General features: G+C 73.8%; 11 protein-coding genes. All 11 read right to left on the reverse strand.

Annotation, left to right across the window (positions count from 1 at the left end; genetic code table 11):
* Positions 1-41: 41 nt before the first annotated feature.
* Positions 42-1,253, reverse strand: coding sequence for a cytochrome P450 (locus ACWD38_RS21925; RefSeq protein ID WP_450124788.1), 1,212 nt, complete (start codon positions 1,251-1,253; stop codon positions 42-44).
* A gap of 280 nt (positions 1,254-1,533) precedes the next feature.
* Positions 1,534-2,352, reverse strand: coding sequence for an ABC transporter permease (locus ACWD38_RS21930; RefSeq protein ID WP_450124789.1), 819 nt, complete (start codon positions 2,350-2,352; stop codon positions 1,534-1,536).
* On the reverse strand, positions 2,349-14,171 hold the full coding sequence (locus ACWD38_RS21935; RefSeq protein WP_450124790.1) for an amino acid adenylation domain-containing protein: 11,823 nt from the start codon (positions 14,169-14,171) through the stop codon (positions 2,349-2,351). Before ACWD38_RS21935 ends, ACWD38_RS21930 begins: the two co-directional genes overlap by 4 nt.
* Positions 14,172-14,190: 19 nt before the next feature.
* Complete coding sequence (gene sbnA, locus ACWD38_RS21940; protein ID WP_184476638.1) at positions 14,191-15,180, reverse strand: 2,3-diaminopropionate biosynthesis protein SbnA; 990 nt, start codon at positions 15,178-15,180, stop codon at positions 14,191-14,193.
* A 31-nt stretch (positions 15,181-15,211) separates the two neighbouring features.
* Entirely contained in the window at positions 15,212-16,243 is a 1,032-nt protein-coding gene (sbnB, locus tag ACWD38_RS21945) for a 2,3-diaminopropionate biosynthesis protein SbnB (protein ID WP_450124791.1), read from the reverse strand.
* Positions 16,244-16,479: 236 nt separating this feature from the next.
* Positions 16,480-17,643 carry an acyl-CoA dehydrogenase family protein gene (locus ACWD38_RS21950; RefSeq protein ID WP_450124792.1) on the reverse strand — a complete coding sequence of 388 codons (1,164 nt, stop codon included), beginning with the start codon at positions 17,641-17,643 and terminating at the stop codon, positions 16,480-16,482.
* Complete coding sequence (locus ACWD38_RS21955; RefSeq protein ID WP_450124793.1) at positions 17,640-18,233, reverse strand: DUF2786 domain-containing protein; 594 nt, start codon at positions 18,231-18,233, stop codon at positions 17,640-17,642. Before ACWD38_RS21955 ends, ACWD38_RS21950 begins: the two co-directional genes overlap by 4 nt.
* Positions 18,230-19,072, reverse strand: a complete 843-nt coding sequence (locus ACWD38_RS21960; protein ID WP_450124794.1) for a hypothetical protein — start codon at positions 19,070-19,072, stop codon at positions 18,230-18,232. The genes ACWD38_RS21955 and ACWD38_RS21960 overlap by 4 nt, the downstream gene beginning before the upstream one ends.
* 2 nt (positions 19,073-19,074) lie before the next feature.
* Positions 19,075-19,347: an acyl carrier protein gene (locus tag ACWD38_RS21965; protein ID WP_184476628.1), complete on the reverse strand. Its 273-nt coding sequence runs from the start codon at positions 19,345-19,347 to the stop codon at positions 19,075-19,077.
* Between the two features lie 32 nt (positions 19,348-19,379).
* Positions 19,380-20,663, reverse strand: coding sequence for a type III PLP-dependent enzyme (locus tag ACWD38_RS21970; protein ID WP_450124795.1), 1,284 nt, complete (start codon positions 20,661-20,663; stop codon positions 19,380-19,382).
* Complete coding sequence (locus ACWD38_RS21975; protein WP_450124796.1) at positions 20,660-22,042, reverse strand: preATP grasp domain-containing protein; 1,383 nt, start codon at positions 22,040-22,042, stop codon at positions 20,660-20,662. The genes ACWD38_RS21970 and ACWD38_RS21975 overlap by 4 nt, the downstream gene beginning before the upstream one ends.
* Positions 22,043-22,265 lie beyond the last annotated feature (223 nt).

A 22,265-nucleotide genomic window follows, 5' to 3' on the forward strand; every position in this document is an offset into this window, starting at 1 on the left:
CCCGCTGACGAATCCCTGACGGGGTCCGCCGCGGGTGGCCGTCAGGCCGTGAACTCGACCGGGAGGCTGCTGAAGCCGTGGACGAAGTTGGAGTAGAGGCGCTTCGGTTCCCCGGCCACCTGAACGTCGGCGACGCGGTCGCGAAGGCCTTCCAGCATCGCGCCGACGTGCGCGCGCCCCAGGAACGCTCCGATGCAGAAGTGCGGGCCGAAGCCGAACGCGAGGTGCTTGTTGGACTCCCGCGCCAGGTCGAAGCGCTCCGGCTCGGTGTAGACGGCCTCGTCGAAGTTCGCCGAGGAGTTCCACAGCGTCACGACGTCGCCCGCCTCGACGATCTGGTCGCCGACGGGCACGTCCTGCAGCGCGCGGCGGCCGAAGTGCATCGCCGGGGTGGTCCAGCGCAGCACCTCCTCGGTCGCGCTCTCCACGTCGGCCTCCCCCGCCTTGAGCGCGCGCCACTGCTCGGGGAACTCCGAGAACGCCTTCACCGCGCCGATCGAGGACATCCGGCTGGACTCGTCGCCGCCGAGGATGAGGCTGTAGCAGTTGAAGACGATCTCGTCCTCGCTCAGCGGTTCTCCGTCGACGAGACCGGTGGCCAGCGCGCTGATCACGTCCTCGCCGGGCTTGCGGCGCCTGCGGCGCGCCAGGTCGGAGAAGTACATCAGGATCTCGTTGCGGGCCATCAGCTCGTCCTCGGCGGCCTCGTCCGAGCTGTGCCTGCTCAAGGTGAGGGTGTTCCACCGCACCAGCGGCGGCCGGTCGGCTTGCGGGATGTCCATCAGGTCGCCGATGGTGCCGATCGGCACGTGGTCGGCGACGTCGGTGGCGAAGTCGAAGCGGCCCAGTTCCAGCGCCTGGTCCAGCAGCGCGCGGGTGCGTTCGTGGATGCCGCCGACGACGTGCTTGAGCACCCGGGGCGAGAAGGACTCCAGCACCAGCTTGCGGATCGCCTTGTGCCGCGGGCCGTCGGTGACCGCCATCATCTTGCCCGCGGCGGAATCGTGGCCCTGCAGCAGCGTGGCCAGCACGTTGCCGCGCTCGGAGGTGAACCGCTTGTTGTCCCGGTAGACCGACATCAGGTCGGCGTGCCGGGTGACCGCCCAGAACCCGGGCGCCCCGCCGATCGCGCGGTGCCGGTGCACCGGCCGCTCGGCGCGGAACCGCCGCCACATGTCGATCGGATCCAGGTCCAGGAACGTCTGCGGATCGGTCAGGTCGATCTCGGTCAGATCCGCGGGAATCGGATTCATCGGCGCACTGCCCGTCCTTCAACTCGTCGAGTCATGTCCACTCTTCCCATTCCGGTCGACAGCGGGTTCTCGGCGCCCGCGATCTCGCCCTCGTCCTGTCAGCGGCGAAGCCGCTGAGCAGCGACCACCAGAGCAAGAAGACCACCCGCGGGTTCTCAGCCGCCTTCTCGCGAGGACAGCTTTTTCCCTCGTGGCGGAGCCATTGGGGAAAAAGATCCCGCAGCGAGAAGGCGGCTGAGGTTCCGCCACCTGACCACGTCAGCAACCGGCCAACAGCCCATCAAGAAGCATCGCGATAGCGGCGCAGGCTGATCCAGGTGGTCGCTGCGAACAGGGCTGCCAGGGTCACCAGCACCACGATTCCCGGGTGCTCGGAGGGAAATCCGGTGCCGGTGGTGACCGGATTGCCCCACAGCTGCCTGCACGCGGTGGCGACGGCGCTGATCGGGTTCCACGCGGCCACCGGCACCAGCCAGCCCGGCAGGTTCTGCTCGGACAGGAAGGCGTTGGACAGGAACGGGAACACCACGGCGATCAGCGGTGCGAGCGAGTCGATGGACTCCAGGCTGTGCAGCACCATGCCCAGCAGCACGCCGACCCAGAGCATCACGTAGAGGAACGCCGCCAGCAGCCCGAATCCGGCGAGCACCTGCAGCGGTCCGGCGTGCGGGCGCCAGCCCAGCAGCAGGCCCACCGCGGTGACGACCACCAGACCGACCAGCCCCACCAGGAAGTCCGCGCAGGTGTGTCCGAACAGGACGGACGCGCGGGAGATCGGCAGCGAGCGGAACCGGTCGATCAGCCCGCCCTGCCGGTCCGAGGCGACCGCGATCGCGGTCGGCCCCACCCCCGCCAGACCGACCTGCAGCGCGGCTCCCGCGAACAGGTACTCCTGGTAGTCGCCGCCGCCCGGGATGGTGATCGAGCTCTGGAACAGGTAGCCCAGCACCAGGATCGACACCAGCGGGTTCAGCGTGATCCCGATGAACCGGCCGGGGGCTCGGCGCAGGTGGCGCAGCCTCCGGCCGGCCACCGCGGCCACTTCGATGAGCACGGCACCGGGTCCGCCCGGCACCGCGATGCCGGCTGTTGCGCTCACGATCGTTCCCCTCCCGACTGCGACCGGTCCACCCGGTCGAGCTCGGCGGCCACCACGACACCGATCCGGGCCAGCGGTTCCGCGTCCATCATGTCGTCGTGCCCGCAGTCGATCCGGTGCGCGCGCACGGCACCGTCCACGTGCGGCGCCCATCGCAGGGCCTTCGCCTCGATCTCCTGCTCGGAGAGCCCGCCGGTGGCGGTGAACAGCAGCATCGAGCCGCGCAGCACTCCGGGCCGGTGGCGCACCGACATCCGCGAGTGGGCGCGCATCACCCGCAGCATCGCCAGCACCCGGTCGCGGCCCATCTCGGCGAGCGGGTTGCCGTCCTGCTCCAGGGTGTCGGCGATGCGGTCGTCGGTGAGCCGGTCGCCGGTGAGCTCGGCCCGCTCGTGCCCGATCAGCTCCCAGACCCAGCCGAGCATCGCCTGCTCGTCGTCGTCGCCCTCGTCGGGTTCCGGCGGGTAGGCGTCGAGGTCGGCGACCACGCCGACTTCGGCGCCGTCGGCCTGCAGCCGCACCGCGATCTCGTGCGCGAGCACGCCGCCGAAGGACCAGCCGAGCAGGTGGTACGGGCCGTCCGGGTGGATGTCCCGGATCCGGCGGGCGTAGTCGGCGGCCAGTTCGGGCAGCGTCTCCGGGATCTCGGCGAGCTCGGTGATCCCCGGCGCTTGCAGGCCGTAGATCGGGCGGTCGCCCAGGTGCGCGGTCAGGCCCACGTACGGGAGGCTGAATCCGACCCCGCTGTGCAGGCAGAACACCGGCGTGAGCGGGCGGTCCGGGCGCATCGCGAGCACGGTGCCGAACGGGTCGGTGCCTTCGGTGTCGCGGACCTCGTCGAAGACCCGGCCCATCGCCTCGACCGCGTCCTCGCCCGCTTCCTGCTCGCGCTGCCGCGCGATGAGGGCGAGCGCGGCGACGTTCTGGTGCACGAACAGGTCGGCCACCACCAGCGGGATTCCGGCCGCGCGGGCGCGGCTGACCACCTGGATCGAGGTGATGCTGTCGCCGCCGACGGCGAAGAAGTTCTCCTCCGCGCCGACTCCGGGCAGCCCGAGCACGTCGGCGAGGATGCCGCACAGCGCTTCCTCCACCGGGCCGCTCGGTTCTCTGCCGCGGGCCTCGCCGGTGATCTCGGGGGCGGGCAGCGCGGCGCGGTCGACCTTGCCGTGCGCGGTGGTCGGCATCGCCGCGAGCACTGCCCACGCCGACGGCACCATGTACTCGGGGAGCACGCGGGCGAGCCGGTCGCGGACCTGCTCGACCTCGACGCCGTCCGCGTCGGCGGCGACCAGGTAGCCGACGAGCCGCTTGTGCCCGCCGGGGTCGACGACCACGTCCACCACGGCGTCGCCGACCCGGTCCAGGTCGCGCAGGGCGACCTCGATCTCGCCGAGCTCGATGCGGTGGCCGCGGATCTTCACCTGGAAGTCCCGCCGTTCCAGGAACTCCAGCTGCCCGTCGGGCCGCTGCAGCACCCGGTCGCCGGTGCGGTACATCCGCGATCCGTCGGCCGCGAACGGGTCGGGCAGGAAGGTCTGCGCGGTCTTGGCCGGGTCGTCCAGGTAGCCGCGGCCGACTCCGGTGCCGCCGACGTAGAGCTCCCCGACGATCCCGGCGGGCACCGGCCGCAGGTGGTCGTCGAGCACGTGCAGCCGGGTGTTGCGCACCGGCCGGCCGATCGGGGCGCGGCTGCCGCCGATCACGTCGGAGGCGGTGAGCACCGCGTGCGTGACGTCGTCGGAGCACTCGGTGGGCCCGTAGGCGTTGAGCAGCGGGATCTCCGGGAAGCGGGCGAACCAGCGGGCGCACAGGTCCGGTGGCAGCGCTTCGCCGGTGACGACGAGCCAGCGCAGCCCCGCCAGGTCCGGTGCCGTCCCGGTGTCCCAGGAGTCGAGGGCGGCCCGCAGCAGCGTGGGCACCACCTCCAGCACGCTCACGCCGTCGGAGCCGATCAGCGCGAACAGCGCGTCCGGGTTCGCGGCGACCTCGCGGGCAACGACCCGGGTCCGGGCGCCGGTGAGCAGGCCCGCGAGCATCTGCCACACCGCGATGTCGAAGGTCACCGGCGCGTTGTGCACCAGCACGTCGCCCTCCACCAGCGCCAGGTCCTCCACCTTCGCCAGCAGGTGGTTGACCATGCCGCGCCGGTGCACCATCGCGCCCTTCGGACGACCCGTCGAACCCGATGTGAAGATCACGTAGCCGAGGTCCGGATCGGAGCCCAGCGGTGGGGCGAGCTCCGCGTCCTCCACGCCGTCGAGCACCACCACCTCGACCGCCGTGCCGGAGTCCGCGACGACCTCCCCGGCGAGCTCCGCGTGCGCCGCGTCCGCCACCACGTGCCGGGCGCCGCTGTCGGTGAGCAGCGCGGCGAGGCGCGGACGCGGGGCGTGCACGTCGAGCGGGACGAACGCGCCACCGGCGCCGAGCACGCCCAGCACGCTGGTGACGAAACCGGCTCCGGGCGCGGCCAGCACGCCGACCGGGCCCGCGCCCGGCAATCGCCGGGACAGCGCGCTCGCCCGCGCGACCAGCGCCGCGTAGCTCACCTCGCCGGTGTCGTCGGCGACGGCGATCGCGTCCGGGGTGCGGGCGGCGCGCTCGCGCACCCGCTCCACCACGCCGTCCGCGGCGTCGGCGACGACCGCTCCGGTGCCGGTGCCGCGCAGCTCCGCTTCCTCGCCGGGCAGCAGCACGTCCAGCTCGCTGAGCCGCCGGTACGGGTCCTCGGCGATCGCGGCGAGCACCCGCAGGAACCGCTGCGCCAGCGCGGCCACCGTCTCCCGACGGAACAGGTCGGTGCTGTACTCCAGCGCGCCCCGCACGCGGTCCGGCGCGCCGCCCGCGTGCAGCTCGTCGAGCTGCACCGTGAGGTCGAACTTGGCGCGCGGCGAGACCACCGGCTGCACCCGCGCGTCCAGGCCCGGCAGCGCGGCCGGCTCGTCCTGGTCGTTCTGCAGCACCAGCATCACCTGGAACAGCGGGTGCCGGGACAGCGAGCGGCGCGGGTTCAACGCCTCCACGACCTGCTCGAACGGCACCTCCTGGTGGGCGTAGGCGCCGAGGTCGGCCTCCCGCACCCGGTGCAGCAGCTCGCCGAACTCCGGGTCCCCGGAGGTGTCGGTGCGCAGCACGATGGTGTTGACGAAGAAGCCCACCAGGTCGTCGGTGGCCTCGTCGGTGCGGCCCGCGATCGGGCTGCCCACCGGGATGTCCGTCCCGGCGCCGAGCTTGGTCAGCAGCACCGCCAGCGCGGCCTGGAACACCATGAACGCGGTGACCCCGGTTTCCCGCGCGACCGCCAGCAGCCCCCCGTACAGCTCGGGTTCCACGACGAACTCGACCTCGTCGCCGTGGTTGCCGCCGACGGCGGGACGCGGGAAGTCGGTGGGCAGCGCCAGTTCCTCGGGCAGCCCGGCGAGCGCACGGGTCCAGTGCTCCAGCTGCCGTGCGAGCGCGCTGTCCGGGTCGTCCGGGGCGCCCAGCACGTCGCGCTGCCAGACCGCGTAGTCGGTGTACTGCACCGGGAGCGGTGTCCAGCGCGGCGCCTTCCCCGCGCAGCGCGCCCGGTAGGCCGACGTGAGGTCGCGGGTCAGCGGCGCGATGGACCAGCCGTCGAACGCGGTGTGGTGCAGCACCAGCAGCAGCACGTGCTCGCGGGCGTCGAGCCGGAACACCTGGGCGCGCAGCGGCGCTTCGGCGCTCAGGTCGAAGCCGCGGTCGGCCTCCGCGGTCAGCCGCGCACCCAGCTCGGCCTCGTCGAGGTCGCGCACCGGCAGGTCCGGTCGTGCGACGGCCGCGGGCAGCACCCGCTGGTGCGGCAGGCCGTCGTCGTCCGGGATGACGGTGCGCAGGCTCTCGTGCCGGTCGACGAGGTCGCCGAGCGCCGCGCGCATCGCCGCCACGTCGAGCTCCCCGGTCAGCCGCAGCGCGAGCGGCACGGTGTAGGTGCCGGTGCTCGCCGCTTCCAGCCGGTTGAGGAACCAGAGCCTGCGCTGCGCGTAGGACAGCGGGAGCCGGCCCGAGCGGTCGGCCGGTTCCAGCGACCGCCGCGCGCGCTCGGCCCCGCCGACCCGCTCGGCGAGCGCGGCGACGGTGCGCGCCTCGAACAGGTCCTTGATCGGCAGCTCCACGTTCAGCGCCGAGCGCGCCCGGCCCACCACGCGGGTCGCCAGCAGCGAATGCCCGCCTGCGGCGAAGAAGTCGTCGTCGATGCTCACCTGCGGGACGCCGAGCACGTCGGCGAAGACGTGGCAGAGGATCTCCTCCACCGGGGTGCGCGGTGCGCGGCCCGCCTGCGGCGCGGACTCGGGTTCCGGCAGCGCGGCCCGGTCGACCTTGCCCTGCGAGGTCAGCGGGAAGGAGCCGAGCGCCACCAGCGCGGCCGGGACCATGTAGTCCGGCAGCGAGTCGGCGAGGTGCTCGCGCAGGCCGCGCGGGAGCACGCCGTCGCCGCCGGCGGTGACGGCGTAGCCGATGAGCCGCTTGTCGCCCGAGTCGTCTTCGCGGACCACGACCACGGCCTGCTCCACCTCGGGGTGCGCCCCGAGCACCGATTCGACTTCGCCGAGTTCGATGCGGAATCCGCGCAGCTGCACCTGGTCGTCGGAGCGGCCCGCGTAGTCCAGCTGCCCGTCCGGGCGCCATCGCCCGAGGTCGCCGGTGCGGTACATCCGTTCGCCACCGTCCCGGAACGGGTCGGCCACGAACCGCTCGGCGGTGAGGCCCGGCCGGTCCAGGTAGCCGCGGGCGAGCCCGCCGCTGAGGTAGATCTCGCCGACGGCGCCGACCGGAACGGGCCGCAGCGCCGCGTCGAGCACGTGCACCTGGTGCGCGGTGGTGGGTTCGCCGATCGGCGGGCGCTGGTCGCCTGAGAGCGGTCCGCTGATCGTGGCGCCGACCACGGCCTCGGTGGGCCCGTAGCCGTTGAACAGCCGGACCCGGTCGGCCCAGCGGGCCACCACTTCGGCGGAGCAGGCCTCGCCCGCGACCACCACGGTGAGCCCGGCGGGCAGTGCGCTGCCCGCGGGCAGCGAGGCGGCGACCACCGGCGGGATGCCGAGGTGCGTGATGCCCGCGGCGGAGATCAGGTCCACCAGCGGCTCGCCCGGCATCCGGGTCTCGTCGTCGGTGAGCACCAGGGTGCCGCCGCGCAGCAGCGCGAGGCCGATCTCCCACACGGAGGCGTCGAAGCTGAACGAGGCGAACAGCAGCATCCGGCTGTCGCGGTCCAGGCCGAACCGCTCGCCGTGGCTGGCGATCATCGCGCACAGCGACCCGTGCGGGACCACGACGCCCTTGGGGCGGCCGGTGGAGCCGGAGGTGTAGATGACGTAGGCCGGGTGCTCGGGCAGCAGCGGCCGGGCCCGCTCCGCGTCGGTCACCGGGGCGTCGTCGAACGCGGCGAGCTCGTCCCGCACGCCGTCCAGCGCCACCACCGGAACGTCCACATCGGACAGCCCGGCGAGGGTGCCGCCGGTGCCCAGCACGAGCGCGGGGCGGGCGTCGGCGAGCATGTGCTCGATGCGCTCGGCGGGCAGCTTCGGGTCCACCGGCAGGTAGGCCGCGCCGCTGGCCAGCACGCCGGCCACCGCCTCCACCATCAGGTGCGAGCGCGGCAGCACCAGCGCGACCAGGCCTTCCGGCTCGGCGCCGCGCGCGATGAGCCAGCGGGCCAGCCGGTTCGCGCGCCCGGCCAGCTCGCCGTAGCTGCGGGAGTCCGCGCCGAACACCACGGCCTCGTGCTCCGGGCGCGCGCGGGCCTGCTCGGCCAGCAGGTCCGGGGCGACCGCGCGCGGGGCCTCGGTGATGGTGCCACCGAAGCGCTCGACCTCCAGCCGCTGCTGCGGGGTGAGCGACTCCAGCGCTCCCACCCGCACGTCGGGCTCGGCGAGCACGGCGCGCAGCAGCCGCACGAAGCGGTCCACGATCCCGGCGGCGGTGGCGGCGTCCAGCAGCGCGGGCTGGAACTGCGCCTCCAGCCGCATCGGTTCGCCGGGGTAGACGCCCAGCGCGAGCGGGTATTCGGCGACGACCCTGGCGAGGCCGCCGAGGGCCCGCACGCCGGGGACGATGCCGCTGAGCTCGCGGGCGTCGGACATCGGGTAGTTGTGGAAGCTCAGCACCGTGTCGAACAGGGCGGCGCTCGTGCCCGCGGTCCGCTGCACCTCGGGCAGGCCCAGGTGCCGGTGCGGGTCCAGCGCGAACTGCTGCTCCTGGAGCTCGGCGAGCAGCGCGGCGACCGGGCGGCCCGGCGTGGCGTCGACCCGGACGGGCAGCGTGGTCAGGAACGAGCCCAGCACCGCCTCCACGCCGGGCAGCTCCGCCGGGCGGCCGGAGTGCACCGCGCCGAACACGACGTCGCGGCGGCCGGTGAGCTGACCCAGCAGGATCGCCCACACGCCCTGGACCACGGTGTTCGGCGTGAGCCGGTGGGCGCGGGCGAACTCGTCGAGCCGCCCGGTGAGCCCGTCCGGCAGGTCCACCACCAGCGCCTCGGGCAGTTCCGGGGCGTGCCCGGCCGCGCCGGGGGCCAGCAGCGTCGGCTCGTCCGCGGTGCCCAGCGCCGCGCTCCACGCCTCCCGGGCGGCCTCGACGTCCTGGCGGGCCAGCCATTCCAGGTAGCCGGAGTAGCGCGCCACCTCGGGCAGCGCGCCCGCGTCCCCGCCGTTGGCGGTGAGCTCGAACAGCTCCCGGCCGAAGATCGGGTTGGACCAGCCGTCCAGCACCACGTGGTGCACCGTCCACATGAGACGGAAGCGGTCGGGCCCGGTGCGCACCACACCTAGGCGCACCAGCGGCGGCCGGGCGAGGTCGAAGCGGCGGGCCCACTCCTGCTCGGTGAGCCGTTCCAGTTCAGCGGCGCGCTCGTCCGCGGGCAGGTGCGACAGGTCGGTCTCCTGCCAGGGCAGCTCGACCTCCGGCAGCACCACCTGCACCGGCTCGCCGGAGCGGAGGTGGCGGAAACCGGAGCGCAGCGCGGGATGCCTGCGCAGCAGGGCCTGCCCGGCGGCGCGGACGGCGTCGGTGTCCAGCGGACCTTCCAGGTCCACGGTCACCTGGAGCGTGTAGACGTCCAGGCCGTCCTGGTCCCGCTCGGCCTGCAGCAGCAGCCCCTTCTGCAGCGGGGTCGGCGGCAGCAGGTCCTCGATCGGGCCGAGCTCGCGCTCCAGACCGGTGATCTCCTGCTGCGGCAACGCCAGCAGCGGGAAGTCCGAGGGCGTGCGACCGCCGGCGCCGGGGGTGGCGGCGTGGCGGGCCAGCGCCTCCAGCGCCCGCAACCAGCCCTCGGTGAGTTCGCGAGCGTCCTGTTCGGACAGCAGCTCGCCCGCCCAGGTGCAGTCCACCACCAGGTGCGGCCCGTCGGCGCGGTCCTCCGTGAGCGAGGCGAACTCCACCGCGTAGCGCAGCGGCATGTCCGGGTGCTCGCCCACGCCGACGGCCTCCCCGCCGCCGGTGAACGACCACTCCGCCTCCTCGTCCACGCCGAAGCGGCCGAGGTAGTTGAAGCCGATCTCGGGCCGCCCGGCGGCGGCGAGCGCGGCGCGGGTCTGCGGGTTGACGTAGCGCAGCAGGCCGTAGCCCAGCCCGTCGTCCGGCAGCGCGCGCAGTTGCTCCTTCACCGGCTTGAACGCCTCGGCGATCGCCGGTCCACCGGCGAAGACCTCCGCCGCGTCGAGCTCGCCGGGGTCCAGCCGCACCGGGAACGCGGAGGCGAACCAGCCCACCGTCCGGCTCGGGTCCAGGTCCTCGGACAGACCGGTGCGGCCGTGGCCCTCCAGCTCGATCCGGGAGGCGGTGCCCGCGAGCCCGCGCCGGTGGCGCCGGTCGGCCAGCGCGATCGCGAGCCCGGTCAGCAGCACCGGGTTGATCTCGGCGTGGAACGCGGCGGGCACCTCGGTGAGCAGCGCGCCGGTGGTCTCCGCCGACAGCTCCACCCGCAGCGAGCGGGCGGTGCCGCGCACGTCGCGGGCCGGGTCCAGCGGGCGATCCCCCAGCGGACCGCAGTCGCGCAGCTGCTCGGTCCACACCGGCAGCTCCCGCATCCGCGCCGTGGAACGGGCCTGCTCCCCGAGGACCTGCGCCCAGCGGCGCAGCGAGGTGCCCACCGCGCCCAGCTCCACGGGATCGCCGGAGTCCACCGCCCGCCAGGCGGCGGCCAGGTCCGGCACCAGCACCCGCCAGGACACCCCGTCCACGGCGAGGTGGTGCACCACCAGCACCAGCCGGTCGCGGCGGCCCGCACCGGTGCGCACCAGGACCGCGCGCAGCACCTTCCCGTCCTGCGGGGCGAGCTCGGCGCGGGCCTCGCGGACCAGCCGGGCGCACTCGGCGTCCGCGTCCCCGGCGGCGTCGGCGGTGCGCAGCAGCTCGGCCGCGTCGACCGAGCCGGCGGGCGCGGTCTCCAGCGCCCAGAAGCCCTCGGCGGGCACGTGCAGCACCAGGCGCAGCGCGTCGTGGTGGTCGAGCACGGCCTGCAGCGCGGGGACCAGCGAGTCGGCGGTCACCCCGTCCGGCAGCGCGAGCACCACGTGCTGGCTGAACTCGCGGACCTGCTCGGTGCGGGTGCCCGCGTCCTCGCGCAGCTGCTCGGCGATCGGGGTCAGCTCGACCGCGCCGACGCCGTCGGCCGCGCTCGGCAGCGCGCGGGCGCCGATCGGCTGCACGACCTTCGCCAGCTCGGCGACCGTCTTGCAGCGGAAGATCTCGCGCGGGGTGAGCGCCAGTCCGGCGCCGCGGGCGCGGGCGACCACCTGGATGGAGCTGATGCTGTCGCCGCCGATGGCGAAGAAGTTGTCGTCCACGTCCACCGAGGGCAGGCCCAGCACCTCGGCGAGCACGGTGCACAGCACCTCCTCCTGCGGCGTCCGCGAGCGGGTGGCCGAGGCGGCGGTGAGTTCCGGCTTGGGCAGCGCTGTGCGATCCACTTTTCCATTCCCCGTCAACGGCAACCGGTCCAAGGTCATCGCCACCGCCGGGACCATGTACGACGGCAGCGCGGCGCCGAGATCCGCGCGCACCCGCGCGGTGTCCAGCGGCGTTCCCGGCTCGGTCGGCACCAGGTGGGCGACGAGCCGCTTGTGCCCGGCCTGGTCCGGCACCACCGCGACGGCGGCGTCGGCCACGCCTTCGACCTGGCGCAGGGCGACTTCGATCTCGCCGAGCTCGATGCGGTGGCCGCGGATCTTCACCTGGAAGTCGCGGCGCTCCAGGAACTCCAGCTGCCCGTCGGGGCGCAGCACCACGCGGTCCCCGGTGCGGTACATCCGGGAGCCGTCGGCGGCGAACGGGTCCGGCAGGAACGCGAGCGCCGTCTTCGCCGGATCACCGAGGTAACCGCGGCCGACGCCGGTGCCACCGACGTAGAGCTCCCCCGGCACGCCCTCCGGCACCGGGCGCAGCTGGTCGCCGAGCACGTAGAGGCTGGTGCGGCGCACCGGACGCCCGATCGGCACCCGCACGCCGAACTCCTGCTCCCCGGCGGCGAACCTGCCGTGGGTGACGTCGTCGGAGCACTCGGTGGGCCCGTAGGCGTTCACCAGCGGGATGCCCGGGAACCGGGCGAACCAGCGGGTGCACAGGTCCGGCGGCAGCGGTTCGCCGGTGACGACCAGCAGGCGCAGCGCGCTCAGCGCGGGCACCGCGAGCCCGGCGTCCCAGCCGTCCAGCGCGGCCCGCAGCAGCGAGGGCACCACCTCCAGCACCGTCACGGATTCCGCCGCCGCCAGCGGGAACAGCGAGTCCGGGTCGGCGGCCACGTCCCGCCGCACCACCCGGACCCGAGCGCCGGTGAGCAGGCCCGCGAGCATTTGCCACACCGCGATGTCGAAGGTCACCGGCGCGTTGTGCACGAGCACATCGCCCTCGACCAAGGACAGGTCCTCCACCTTCGCGAGCAGGTGGTTGGTCATGCCGCGGCGGTGCACCATCGCGCCCTTCGGGCGACCGGTGGAGCCCGACGTGAAGATCACGTACCCGAGGTCGTCGTCCGCGCCCGCCACGGGCAGCAGCTCCGCGTCGGCGGCGCCGTCCAGCACCAGCACGTCCGCCGAGCCGGCCACCTCGGCGGCGAGCTCGCGGTGCGCGGCATCGGTGATCAGGCAGGCGCAGCCCGCGTCCGCGATCAGCCCCGCGGTGCGCCCCGCGGGCGCGTGCACGTCCAGCGGCAGGAACGCCGCGCCCGAACCGAGCACGCCCAGCACCGCCGTGACGAACCCGGTGCCCGGCGCGGCCAGCACCCCGACCACGCCCGACGGCACCCGGCGGGAGACTGCGCTCGCCCGAGCCACCAGCTCCGCGTAGCTCACCTCGCCCGCGTCGTCGGCGACCGCGACCGCGTCCGGGGTGCGCGCGGCGCGCTCGCGCACCCGGACGACGACGTCCACCGGGTCCACCGGTCCGTCCGGCCCGGTGCCGGCGCGCAGCAGCCGCTGCCGCTCGTGCTCGCCGACCAGCTCCAGCTGCGCGAGCCTGCCACCCGGGTCCAGCTCGGCGAACCGGCGCAGGAACGCGCAGAACCGGGCCGAGTGCTCCCGGGTCTCCTGCTCGGAGTACCGGGCGCGGTTCGCGCTCAGGTGCACCTCCACCCCGCCGTCGGGGGCGTCGACGACGGTGACCTCCACGTCGTCGACGAGCCCGGTGGACAGGTTGTGCACGACGACCTCGCAGTCGCCGAGGCTCGGCCGGGTCTCCTGCGGCAGCACGTTCACGAACGGGCCGAACGGCCGGTTGTCGTCGCTGGCCAGGCCCATGCCCTGCCGGATGCGGCTGACCCGGTGCCGCTGGTGCTTGATCGCCCCGGCGAGCTCGCCGGAGAGCTGCTTGAGCAGTTCCGCGCGGGACATCTCGGGGTGCACCCGCAGCCGCAGCGGCACGTAGTTGTTCACCATGCCGGGGATCGCGCGCATCCGGCGGTTCACCCGCGCGGTCACCGGCATCGACAGCAGCACGTCCGGGCCGCCGGTCATCCGCTGGGTGTAGAGGCCGAAAGCGGCCAGCAGCACGGTCGGCACGGTCACCTTCGCCTCGCGCGCGGCGGCCCGCACCCGTTCCAGCACGCGGTGGCCCACCACCTCGGTGGCGCGGTGGAAGCGCTGCGCGGGCGCGGCGTCCGTGCGGGAGAGCGTGACCAGGTCGGGAGTCCGCGGGAAGCGCTTCGCCCAGAACTCGCGGTCCCGGCCGGCCTGCCCGGACACCGCGTAGGAGGCCTCGGCGTCGATCAGCTCGCGCAGCGGCGGCAGCGCACCGTCCACAGCGGACTCACCGGTGCGCAGCGCGTCGTAGAGCTCGCCCAGCCTGCGCCAGAACACCACCTGGCTGAACCCGTCGCACAGCAGGTGGTGGATGCACATCGAGAAGAACACCCGATCCGGCCCGACCCGCACCAGGGCCAGCCGGAACAGCGGGAACTCGGTGAGCGCGAAGGGACGGCCCAGCTCCTCGGTGATCCAGTCCCGCGCGGCGGCGGCCGGGTCGGTCTCGCCGCTGAAGTCGCGCAGCTGCAGCGGCGGCTCGGGCAGCGGTTCCACGCACTGCCGGGGTTCGCCGTCGACCTCGGTGAAGCGGCAGCGCATGCACTCGGCTTCGGCCACCAGCCCGGCGACCGCGCGGGTGAACAGCTCCACGTCCAACGGCCCGGAGATGTCCAGGTACCCGGCGGTGTTGTAAGCGGCGCTCCCGCCGGAGTTGCACGCGGCGCTCCCGCCGGAGTCGCTCCCGCCGGACTCGCCCGGGGCGCTCGCCGCCGCCACCTCGTCGAACCAGATGTCGCGCTGTCCCGCCGAAAGCGGCAGGCTCGGTGTCTCGACCGCCGTCATCGCACTCTCCTCGAAGACCTCACGCCCCGGTCACCCCTCCGCCGAGATCGGCCGAGGCGATCGCGTCCGCGCCGTAGATGTCGCTGACCCACTGCTCGTTGTGCACCGTGTCCAGGTACCGCTCCCCCAGGTCCGGGGCGAGCGCCACGGCGGTCGTCTCCGGCCCGGCGCCGTTGCGCTCCAGCCAGCGGGCCGCGCCGCACACCACGGTTCCGGTGGAGCCGCCGAACACGAATCCGTCGGCCACCAGCCGCCGCGCCGTGCGCACCGTGTCCACCTCCGCCACGTGCACCACGTCGTCCACGAAGGACTCGTCGAGCAGCTGCGGGCGGACCCCGGTGCCCAGCCCGGGGATCATGCGCGGCGCGGGCGGGGTGCCGAAGGTGACCGAACCTTCCGAGTCGATCGCCACCACCCGCACCGCGGGCCGCACCTCGCGCAGGTAGCGCGCGCAGCCCATCAACGTCCCGGTGGTGCCGGCGCCGACGAACAGCACGTCCAGGTCGGGGAAGTCGCGCAGCACCTCGGGACCGGTCGCGCGGTAGTGCGCGAGCCAGTTCGCCGGGTTCGCGTACTGGTTGAGCCAGACGCTGCCCTCGTTCTCCGCGCAGATCCGCTTCACCCGACGCAGCCGCGCGCCGAGCAGACCGCCCTCCGCGTCCGGTTCGCCGATCACCTGCACCTCGGCGCCCAGCGACTGCATCAGCTGCCGGGCGCCCAGGTTGCAGCGCGCGTCGGTGACGCAGACGAACCGGTAGCCGCGGCTGGCGGCGACCACGCTCAGCGCGACGCCGAGGTTCCCGGACGAGCTCTCGACCAGCATCGTCCCGGGGGTCAGCTGCCCCGCTCGTTCGGCCGCGGCGATCATCTCGGCGGCCGCCTTCAGCTTGATGGAACCGGCGAAGTTGAACCCCTCGCACTTGAGGAACAACCTGTGGCCGGTCGCCCGCAGCAGGTCCACGTAGAGGTCGTCCACGTTGAACTCGTGCGGTCTCGTGATGACAGGCACGCGACGTCTCCCGCCCACGCCGAGCCGAGGCTCAGCGCTTCCCGTAGCGATCCAGCTCGTAGAAGAAGTCCTCGACCACCCGCAACTCGCCGCCGCGGGCCAGCTCGTCGTGGACGTACTTGCCCACCGCGAGGTCCAGCACGCCCAGCCCGAACGGCGAGAACACCACCGGCCGCTCGGCGTCCAGCCGGACGCGGCCGTCCATCACCTCGGCGAGGGTGCCGTCGAGGAAGTCGCGCCCGCCGGTGCGCTGCTCGGCCAGGTGCACCGAGGTGTTCGCCTTGAGGCAGTGCTCCACGTCGTCCACCACGTTCTGCGCGGCCAGCACCACTTCCGGCGACAGGTCGCGCAGCGACACGTGCAGCACCAGCGGCGCGTGCTCGAACCAGGCGGGCTCGGACACGTGCGGGGTCCCGGCGACGGTGGCGAACACGACGAGGTCGCTGGCGCGCACCAGGTCCTCGCAGCCGCCGTGCACCTTGACCCGGCCCGCGGAACCGGTGGTCTCCAGGTAGGACCGGAACCCCTCGGCGTGCTCGGCGTCGAGGTCGTGCACCCCGACCTCGTCGAAGTCCCATCCCGAGCCGAGCAGGTAGGTGTGGATGTAGCGGGCGATCAGGCCGGTGCCCACGAACCCGACCCGGCGCGGCCTGCGGCCCTGCGCGCTGAGCCGGTCGGCGGCCAGCGCCGCCGAGGCCGCGGTGCGCACGGCGCTGATGATGGAGCTCTCCAGGCACGCCAGCGGATATCCGGTGGCCGGATCGTTGAGCACCAGCACCGCCGAGGCGCGCGGCAGCCCGGAGTCGATGTTGCGCGGGAAGCTGGAGATCCACTTGATGCCGTCCACCGCGACGGCTCCGCCGACCGAGGCCGGCAGCGCGATGATCCGCGACTCCGGCCGGTCCGGGAAGCGCAGGAAGTAGGACGGCGGGTTCACCGTGTCCCCGGCGCCGTGCAGCCGGTAGGTGTCGGCGACCAGGTCCACCAGCTCGCGCTCCCGGCCGCTGAGCACCTCGTGCACCTGCGCGCCGGGCACCACCGCGAACGTCGGTCTCTCGGGCATGGGGTCTCCGTTGCTGCTCGGGCGGCCCGGCTGGGCCGGCGTGGCTGCGGGCGGCCTCGCGGCGCGCTCCGCCGGTGCCGGGGATCTCCCGCTGCGACGCGGAATTCCGGTCTCGCGACCGCCGTCCCGCACCGGCTCTCCCGATGCTGCTCCTGCCCGCTGACACCAGGCTGACTTCGAGCTGACGAGCCCCCGCGGTTCCAGGGCCGCCGCACGGGAAAGCACGGCCGCGCCCGCTACGCGGAACGCCGGGTGCCGTCGACCTTCCCCGAGACGAGTCCTTGGGCGAGGTTGAGCTGCTGCACGTGGGTGGTGCCCTCGATGAACTCCAGGGACTTCGCGTCCCGCACCAGCTTGTCCAGCAGCGGGTGCTCCAGCCGGGCCGCGGGGCCGAAGAACTCGCAGGCCAGCAGCGCGGCCTCCTCGGCGAGGTTCCCGGCGCGCAGCTTCGCGGCCGAGGCGAGGTGCCCGTCGGAGGTGCGCGCGTCCACCGCCTCGGCCGCCCGCTCGGTCAGCGCGCGGGCGCCGTCGATGCGCCTGCCCAGCGCGTCGATCCGGTGCCGCTCGTCCTTGGACGGTGCGCGGCGGTGCGCGAGCACGTACTCGTGGGCGGCGCGCGCCATGCCCACGCCGATCGCCGCGACGCCGGGGCGCAGCAGGTTGAAGGTCTGCACGAACGCCCACATGCCGCGCCGGGTCGGCGACAGGTGCCGCCCGAGCACGTTCTCCTCCGGCACCCGCACCTCGTCGAGCTCGATGGCGCTGATCCGCGCCCCGCGCAACCCGATGCTGGGCAGCGGTTCGGCGGTGAAGCCCTCGGCCGGGGTCTCCAGCAGCACCGGCACGATGCCCAGCGGGCCGGGCCCGGTGCGGGCGAAGACCACGCCGAGCTGCGCGCGGCACGCGTTGCCGACGTAGCGCTTCGCCCCGGTGAGCAGGTATCCGCCGTCGTCGGCGGGCCGCAACGAGGTGGTGAGCCCGGCGGCGTCGGAGCCGCGGTCCGGTTCGGTGAGCGCGAAGAACGTCCACAGCGGACGTTGCAGCATCCGGCCGTAGAACAGCTCGCGCTGCCGCTCGTCGGCGACCAGGCCGACCAGCACCCCGGCCAGCAGCGGACCCGGCGCGGCCACCAGCATGCCGGCGTCGGCGGCGGCCAGCTCCTCCATGATCACGACGCGTTCGCGGGCCAGCGCGCCGTGGCAGGGCCTGCCCGCGATCGGCTCCGGATCGTGGCCGTACTCCGCCGGAACGCCCATCGCGGCCAGGTAGCGCACGGCGGGCAGGTCGAAGTGCGCCCGGATCGCCTCCGGATCGCGGTCCAGCTCCAGCGCGTGCGGGCGCAGGTCCGCGCCCAGCTCCCGGAAGCGCTGCCGCAGCTCCCGGTACCAGCGGTCGGTCATGGCTCCTCCGGGTGCGCGTAAGCGGCGGCGAGCAGCGCGGAGACGTCCGCGACGTGCCCCGGCCCGCCGAGCAGGTAGCCGCTCGCGCCGAGCAGCCGCGCCAAGCCGCGGTCGGCGGCGCTGAGCCGGTCGTGCGCGTGGGCGAGGTCGGCGGCGGTGCGCGGCTCGGGCCGGTCCAGCACGGCCCGGACCTCCAGCTGCCCGGTGAGCGCGTCGGCGAGCTGCGCCCGCACCAGTTGCCGGTGCAGCAGCGCGGAACCCCCGGAGACGCGCTCGCCGAGGTGGCCGACGGCGGTCTCGCGCAGCGCTTCGGAGCACCCGAGCCGCAGCCACACCACGGCCTCGCCCCAGTCCTCCGGTTCGGCGCCGGGTTCCCCGCGCAGCACCACGACCTCGCCGCCGGGCAACCGCTCGGTGCGCTCCGCGCCGCCGTCGGCGAGTTCCGCGGGCGCCACCGCGAACCCGGTGGGCCCGTGGTGCGGCGCTCGCGGGCTCAGCGCCGCGTGCAGCCCGGCCAGAGCCGGGACCAGGCCCTCCTGCCGCGCGCGCCCGCGCAGCAGCGGGCCGAGCTCCCGGATCCGGCCCGTCATCGCGGCCCCGCGAGCACGCAGACCCCCAGGTCGCGGGTGGTCTCGTCGTAGTCCACCAGCGCCAGCGGGCCGGTGCCGTCGGCCAGCTCCGCCCACACGCCGGTGCACGGCAGGCCCGGTGCCACCCTCCGCACCTCGCGGCCGGGCAGGTCGCGCTCCGGATCGAGCGCCGGACCGGCCACGATCACCGGCCGCTGCGGGCCGCACAGCTCGGCGAGCAGGGATTCGGCGACGGCGGGCACGTCCGCGCGCGCCACGCCGGGCTGCTCCCGCACCGCGAGCGGCGGCCGTCCCCGGTCGCGTTCCAGCAGCAGCACCACCGCGGCGTCGCCGCGGGCGGCCGCCGCCGGGGTGCACTCCGGTTCGTAGGGCAGCGCGGCCTGGTCGGCCAGCACCACCAGCACGCGCTCGTAGCCGTGCCGCTGCGCGTAGCAGGACGCCAGCCGCAGCGCGGCGAACGGGGCGCACACCCCGTTGTCGGTGAGCGTGAACGTCAGCCCGTCCGGCACCAGCACCTCGGACAGGTAGGTCGGCGCCGCGAGCCGGCAGTCCAGGTCCGGCGTCGCGTGCGCGACGACGCCCAGCTGCACCGGCTCGGCCACCAGGTCGTGCTCGGTGATCAGCGCGGCGGCCATCGCCGCGAACGGGTTGCCGCGGTCGGCCAGGTCCGGCCGGTGCGCCACCCCGTAGGCGGCGGTGAGGTCTTGGAAGTGGCGCAGCGAGAACTCGTCGTCGATCCGGTGCTCCCCGGCCGGGAAGCGGCGGTGCACGATGCTGCGCAGCCCCAGCACCGGGGAGCTGGTCCCGTGCGGCGCGGGCGCCGCCGAAGTCCGGTACACGGTCAGCTCCCCGACTCGCCCAGGACGAAATCGGTCAGCGTGCCCACCGTCTCGAAGTGGCCCATCTCCAGGCTGTCGGTGTCGAACTCGATGTCCAGCGCCTCCTCCAGCCGCATCATCAGTTCGAAGACGCCGGTGGAGTCCAGGCCCAGTTCCTCGAAGATCTTCGACTGCTCGGTGAGCTCGGGCAGCTCGTAGTCCAGCACCGCCTTGAGCTCGGTGATCACGCTCGTCACCGTCGTCGCGCGGTCGGGGGTGGTGGTGTTCTGCGGCATGGGATCGCCCTCTCCAGGTGGGTTGTCGTCGGTCAGGAGCGCACCGGCTCGGCGGGCGCGTCCTCCGGTTCCTGCGCCCGCAGCAGGTCCGCGGGCTCGTCGCGGCGGCGCACCAGCCGCGCGCGACCGTCGTGGACGAGCACTTCGGCCGGGTGGCCGTGGCTGAGGAACAGCACCGGGGAGGCGCTGGGCCCGTAGGCGCCGGAGCGCAGCACCCCGATCAGGTCGCCCGCCCGCAGCGGCGGCAGCTCGACCTTCTTGCCGATCACGTCGTTCGGGGTGCACAGCGGTCCGGTGATGTTCCAGGTCTCGCTCGCGGGCTCGTCCCAGCGGTCCAGCACCCGGATCGGGAAGTTCCGCTTCACGAAGGACCCGATGCCCACCGCGGCCATGTGGTGGTTGGTGCCGCCGTCGGCGACGGCGAATCGCTCCCCGTGCGAGGTCTTCACGTACTGCACGCGGGTGACGTAGGTACCGGCGTTCGCGGTGAGGAACCGGCCCAGCTCCATCACCAGCCTGGTCCCGGGGTGCCGCGCGGCGAAGTCGTCGATGAGCGGGTTCACCAGCCCGGTGAGCACGTCCACGTCCAGGTCGGACTCGTTGTCGAAGTAGGCAACGCCGAGTCCGCCGCCGACGTCCACCAGTTCGGGTGCGAACCCCAGGTGCGCGGTGAGCCGGTCGGCGACCTCCAGGATCTGCCGGGTGTTCTCCGCGACGCTGTCCTCGGACAGGATCCGGGTGCCCATGTAGACCTGGACCCCCATCAGCCGCACGTGCGGGTGGCGGGCGGCCAGTTCCGGGTCGGCGAGCAGCTGGTCCTCGTCGAAGCCGAACTGGCGGGGTTTGCCGCCCATCGTCAGGCCGGAGCCCTTCACCGAGAAGTTCGGGTTCACCCGCAGCACGACCCGCGCGGCCCGGCCGCGCCGCGCGGCGAGCTCGTCGATGACCGCGAGTTCCGGGAAGGACTCGCAGATGATCGCGCAGATGTCCTCGTCCAGGCAGGCTTCGATCTCCGCGCGGCTCTTGCCCGGCCCGAGGAACAGGATGTCGCGGGGTTCGACCCCGGCTCGGCGGGCGGTGAGCAGCTCCGCCATCGAGGAGACCTCGGCGCGCGCCCCGTTCTCGTGCAGCAACCGGCAGATCGCGACGTTCGGGTTCGCCTTGAGCGAGAAGAACACTTCCAGCGCCGGGTGCAGCCGCTCGCGCAGCGCGGTCAGGCCGCCCGCCAGCTCGTCGCCGTCGTAGAGGTACATCGGCGTGCCGAATTCGGCCGCCAGTTCGGTGATCCCGTTGCCCTGCACGGTGAACTCGCTCATGCGGTCGCCTCCATCCCCGCCAGGCGGGCGCTGATCTCGGCGTCGAGCGCGCCGAGCCGGTCGGTCGAGTCCGCCACCAGGAAGCCGTAGAGCCTGCCGTCGAAGGGCTCACCGGATCCGGCGGCGGCGTTGGCTGTGGCGAAGTTGTCCACCACCAGCCCGGTGCCGTCCTTCCAGAGCAGGTCGTCGAGCGCGGCCCGGACCTCGGCGAACGGCAGCGGCCGGGTGAGCCGCAGCGCGTGGTGCCGGGCGAGCGCGACCTGGCCGGCGCCGGTGAACCGCTCCTGCAGCGGCAGCTGGTAGGTGGACATGTTGTTCCGGGCGTTGATCTCCAGCAGCGGGAACAGCTCGCCGTTCGGCTCGACCAGCGCGTCCACTCCGACCACCCCGTAGTAGCCGTCGGCGGCGAGCCGGGAGCCGATCAGCGCGGCGGACTTCTCCACGACCGCGAGCTGGTCGGCGTCCAGCGCGGCCGGGAATCGGTGTCCTTTGTGGACTCCACCGTCGGTGAGCGCTTCCTTGACGAAGTCGAACCGCACCGTTGCGTCGCGGTGCACGGTGAACTGGTAGTTCAGGTCGGCGCGCTTGGCGACCCACTGCTCGATCACGAAGGCCATCCGGCCCCCGGAGTTCCCGGCCTTCTCGGCGAGCATCCGGTGCAGCCGGTCCAGGCGGCGGACCGAGTCCACCACCGCGATCCCCTTGCCGGAGACGCCGAAGGCTTCCTTCACCACGACCTTGGTGCCCGCTTCGACCAGTTCACGGGCCGCGGCGACGGCAGCGTCCAGTTCGGCGACGGTCTCGCAGGTCCAGCCGCGCGGCTGGCGCAGGCCGAGCTCGTCGGCGGCGATCCGGCTGTAGACCTTGCTGTTCACCGCTTTGCACAACGCCGCTCCCGGGGCCGCCAGCGGCAGCCCGGTCACGTCGCAGAGCCGTTCTTCAAGTTCGGAGACGCCGTGCGGGGCGAGCCGCGCGCCTGCAGCCGCGAGCTCGCGCAGCACGTCCAGCAGCGCCGGGTCGTCGAGCACGTCCTCGGTGACGATCCGCTGCGCGTCCTGCCGCGCGACCGCGTGCACCGTCGGCACCGGCAATCCCAGCTCGCGCAGGTGGTCCAGGTGGTCCGGGTCCGGCGGCGCTTTGACCAGCACGTGGTCCGCGGCGCTCGCCGGCAGCAGCGCGAACTCGTCCATGCGGTTGACCACCGCGGTCCCGCCGGGCGCCGAGAACCGGGGCAGCCCGAGCTCACCGAGAGCCCACCGCTGTTCGACCTCGAAGTTCCCCAGGAACACCAGCGGCGTCCCCGAATCCCCGGTCAGAGCAGTCTTGAGCCGCCGGTTGAAGTCCAGCCCCATCGCGCCCCCGCTCACTAGATCTCGCATGGCGTCCCTCGTATCCGTCCCTCATCAACGCGAACCCAAACCCGTGAACTCACCGCCCCGCCCGAACAACCCCCGCAACCCTCGTCCTGTCAGCGGCGAAGCCGCTGAGCAGCGACCCAGCACGCAACCGGCACCGCAGCGGGTTCTCAGTCGTCTTCTCGCGAGGACAGCTTTTTCCCTCGTGGCGGAGCCACTCGGGAAAAAGATCCCGCAGCGAGAAGAC

It is taken from the genome of Saccharopolyspora sp. NPDC002578, from assembly GCF_053592695.1.

Bases quoted from the DNA above. Each gene is read 5' to 3' on its own strand.
- ACWD38_RS21925 (WP_450124788.1), bottom strand. From the start codon at position 1,253: ATGAATCCGATTCCCGCGGATCTGACCGAGATCGACCTGACCGATCCG.
- ACWD38_RS21935 (WP_450124790.1), bottom strand. From the start codon at position 14,171: ATGACGGCGGTCGAGACACCGAGCCTGCCGCTTTCGGCGGGACAGCGC.
- sbnB (WP_450124791.1), bottom strand. From the start codon at position 16,243: ATGCCCGAGAGACCGACGTTCGCGGTGGTGCCCGGCGCGCAGGTGCAC.
- ACWD38_RS21950 (WP_450124792.1), bottom strand. From the start codon at position 17,643: ATGACCGACCGCTGGTACCGGGAGCTGCGGCAGCGCTTCCGGGAGCTG.
- ACWD38_RS21955 (WP_450124793.1), bottom strand. From the start codon at position 18,233: ATGACGGGCCGGATCCGGGAGCTCGGCCCGCTGCTGCGCGGGCGCGCG.
- ACWD38_RS21965 (WP_184476628.1), bottom strand. From the start codon at position 19,347: ATGCCGCAGAACACCACCACCCCCGACCGCGCGACGACGGTGACGAGC.
- ACWD38_RS21970 (WP_450124795.1), bottom strand. From the start codon at position 20,663: ATGAGCGAGTTCACCGTGCAGGGCAACGGGATCACCGAACTGGCGGCC.
- ACWD38_RS21975 (WP_450124796.1), bottom strand. From the start codon at position 22,042: ATGCGAGATCTAGTGAGCGGGGGCGCGATGGGGCTGGACTTCAACCGG.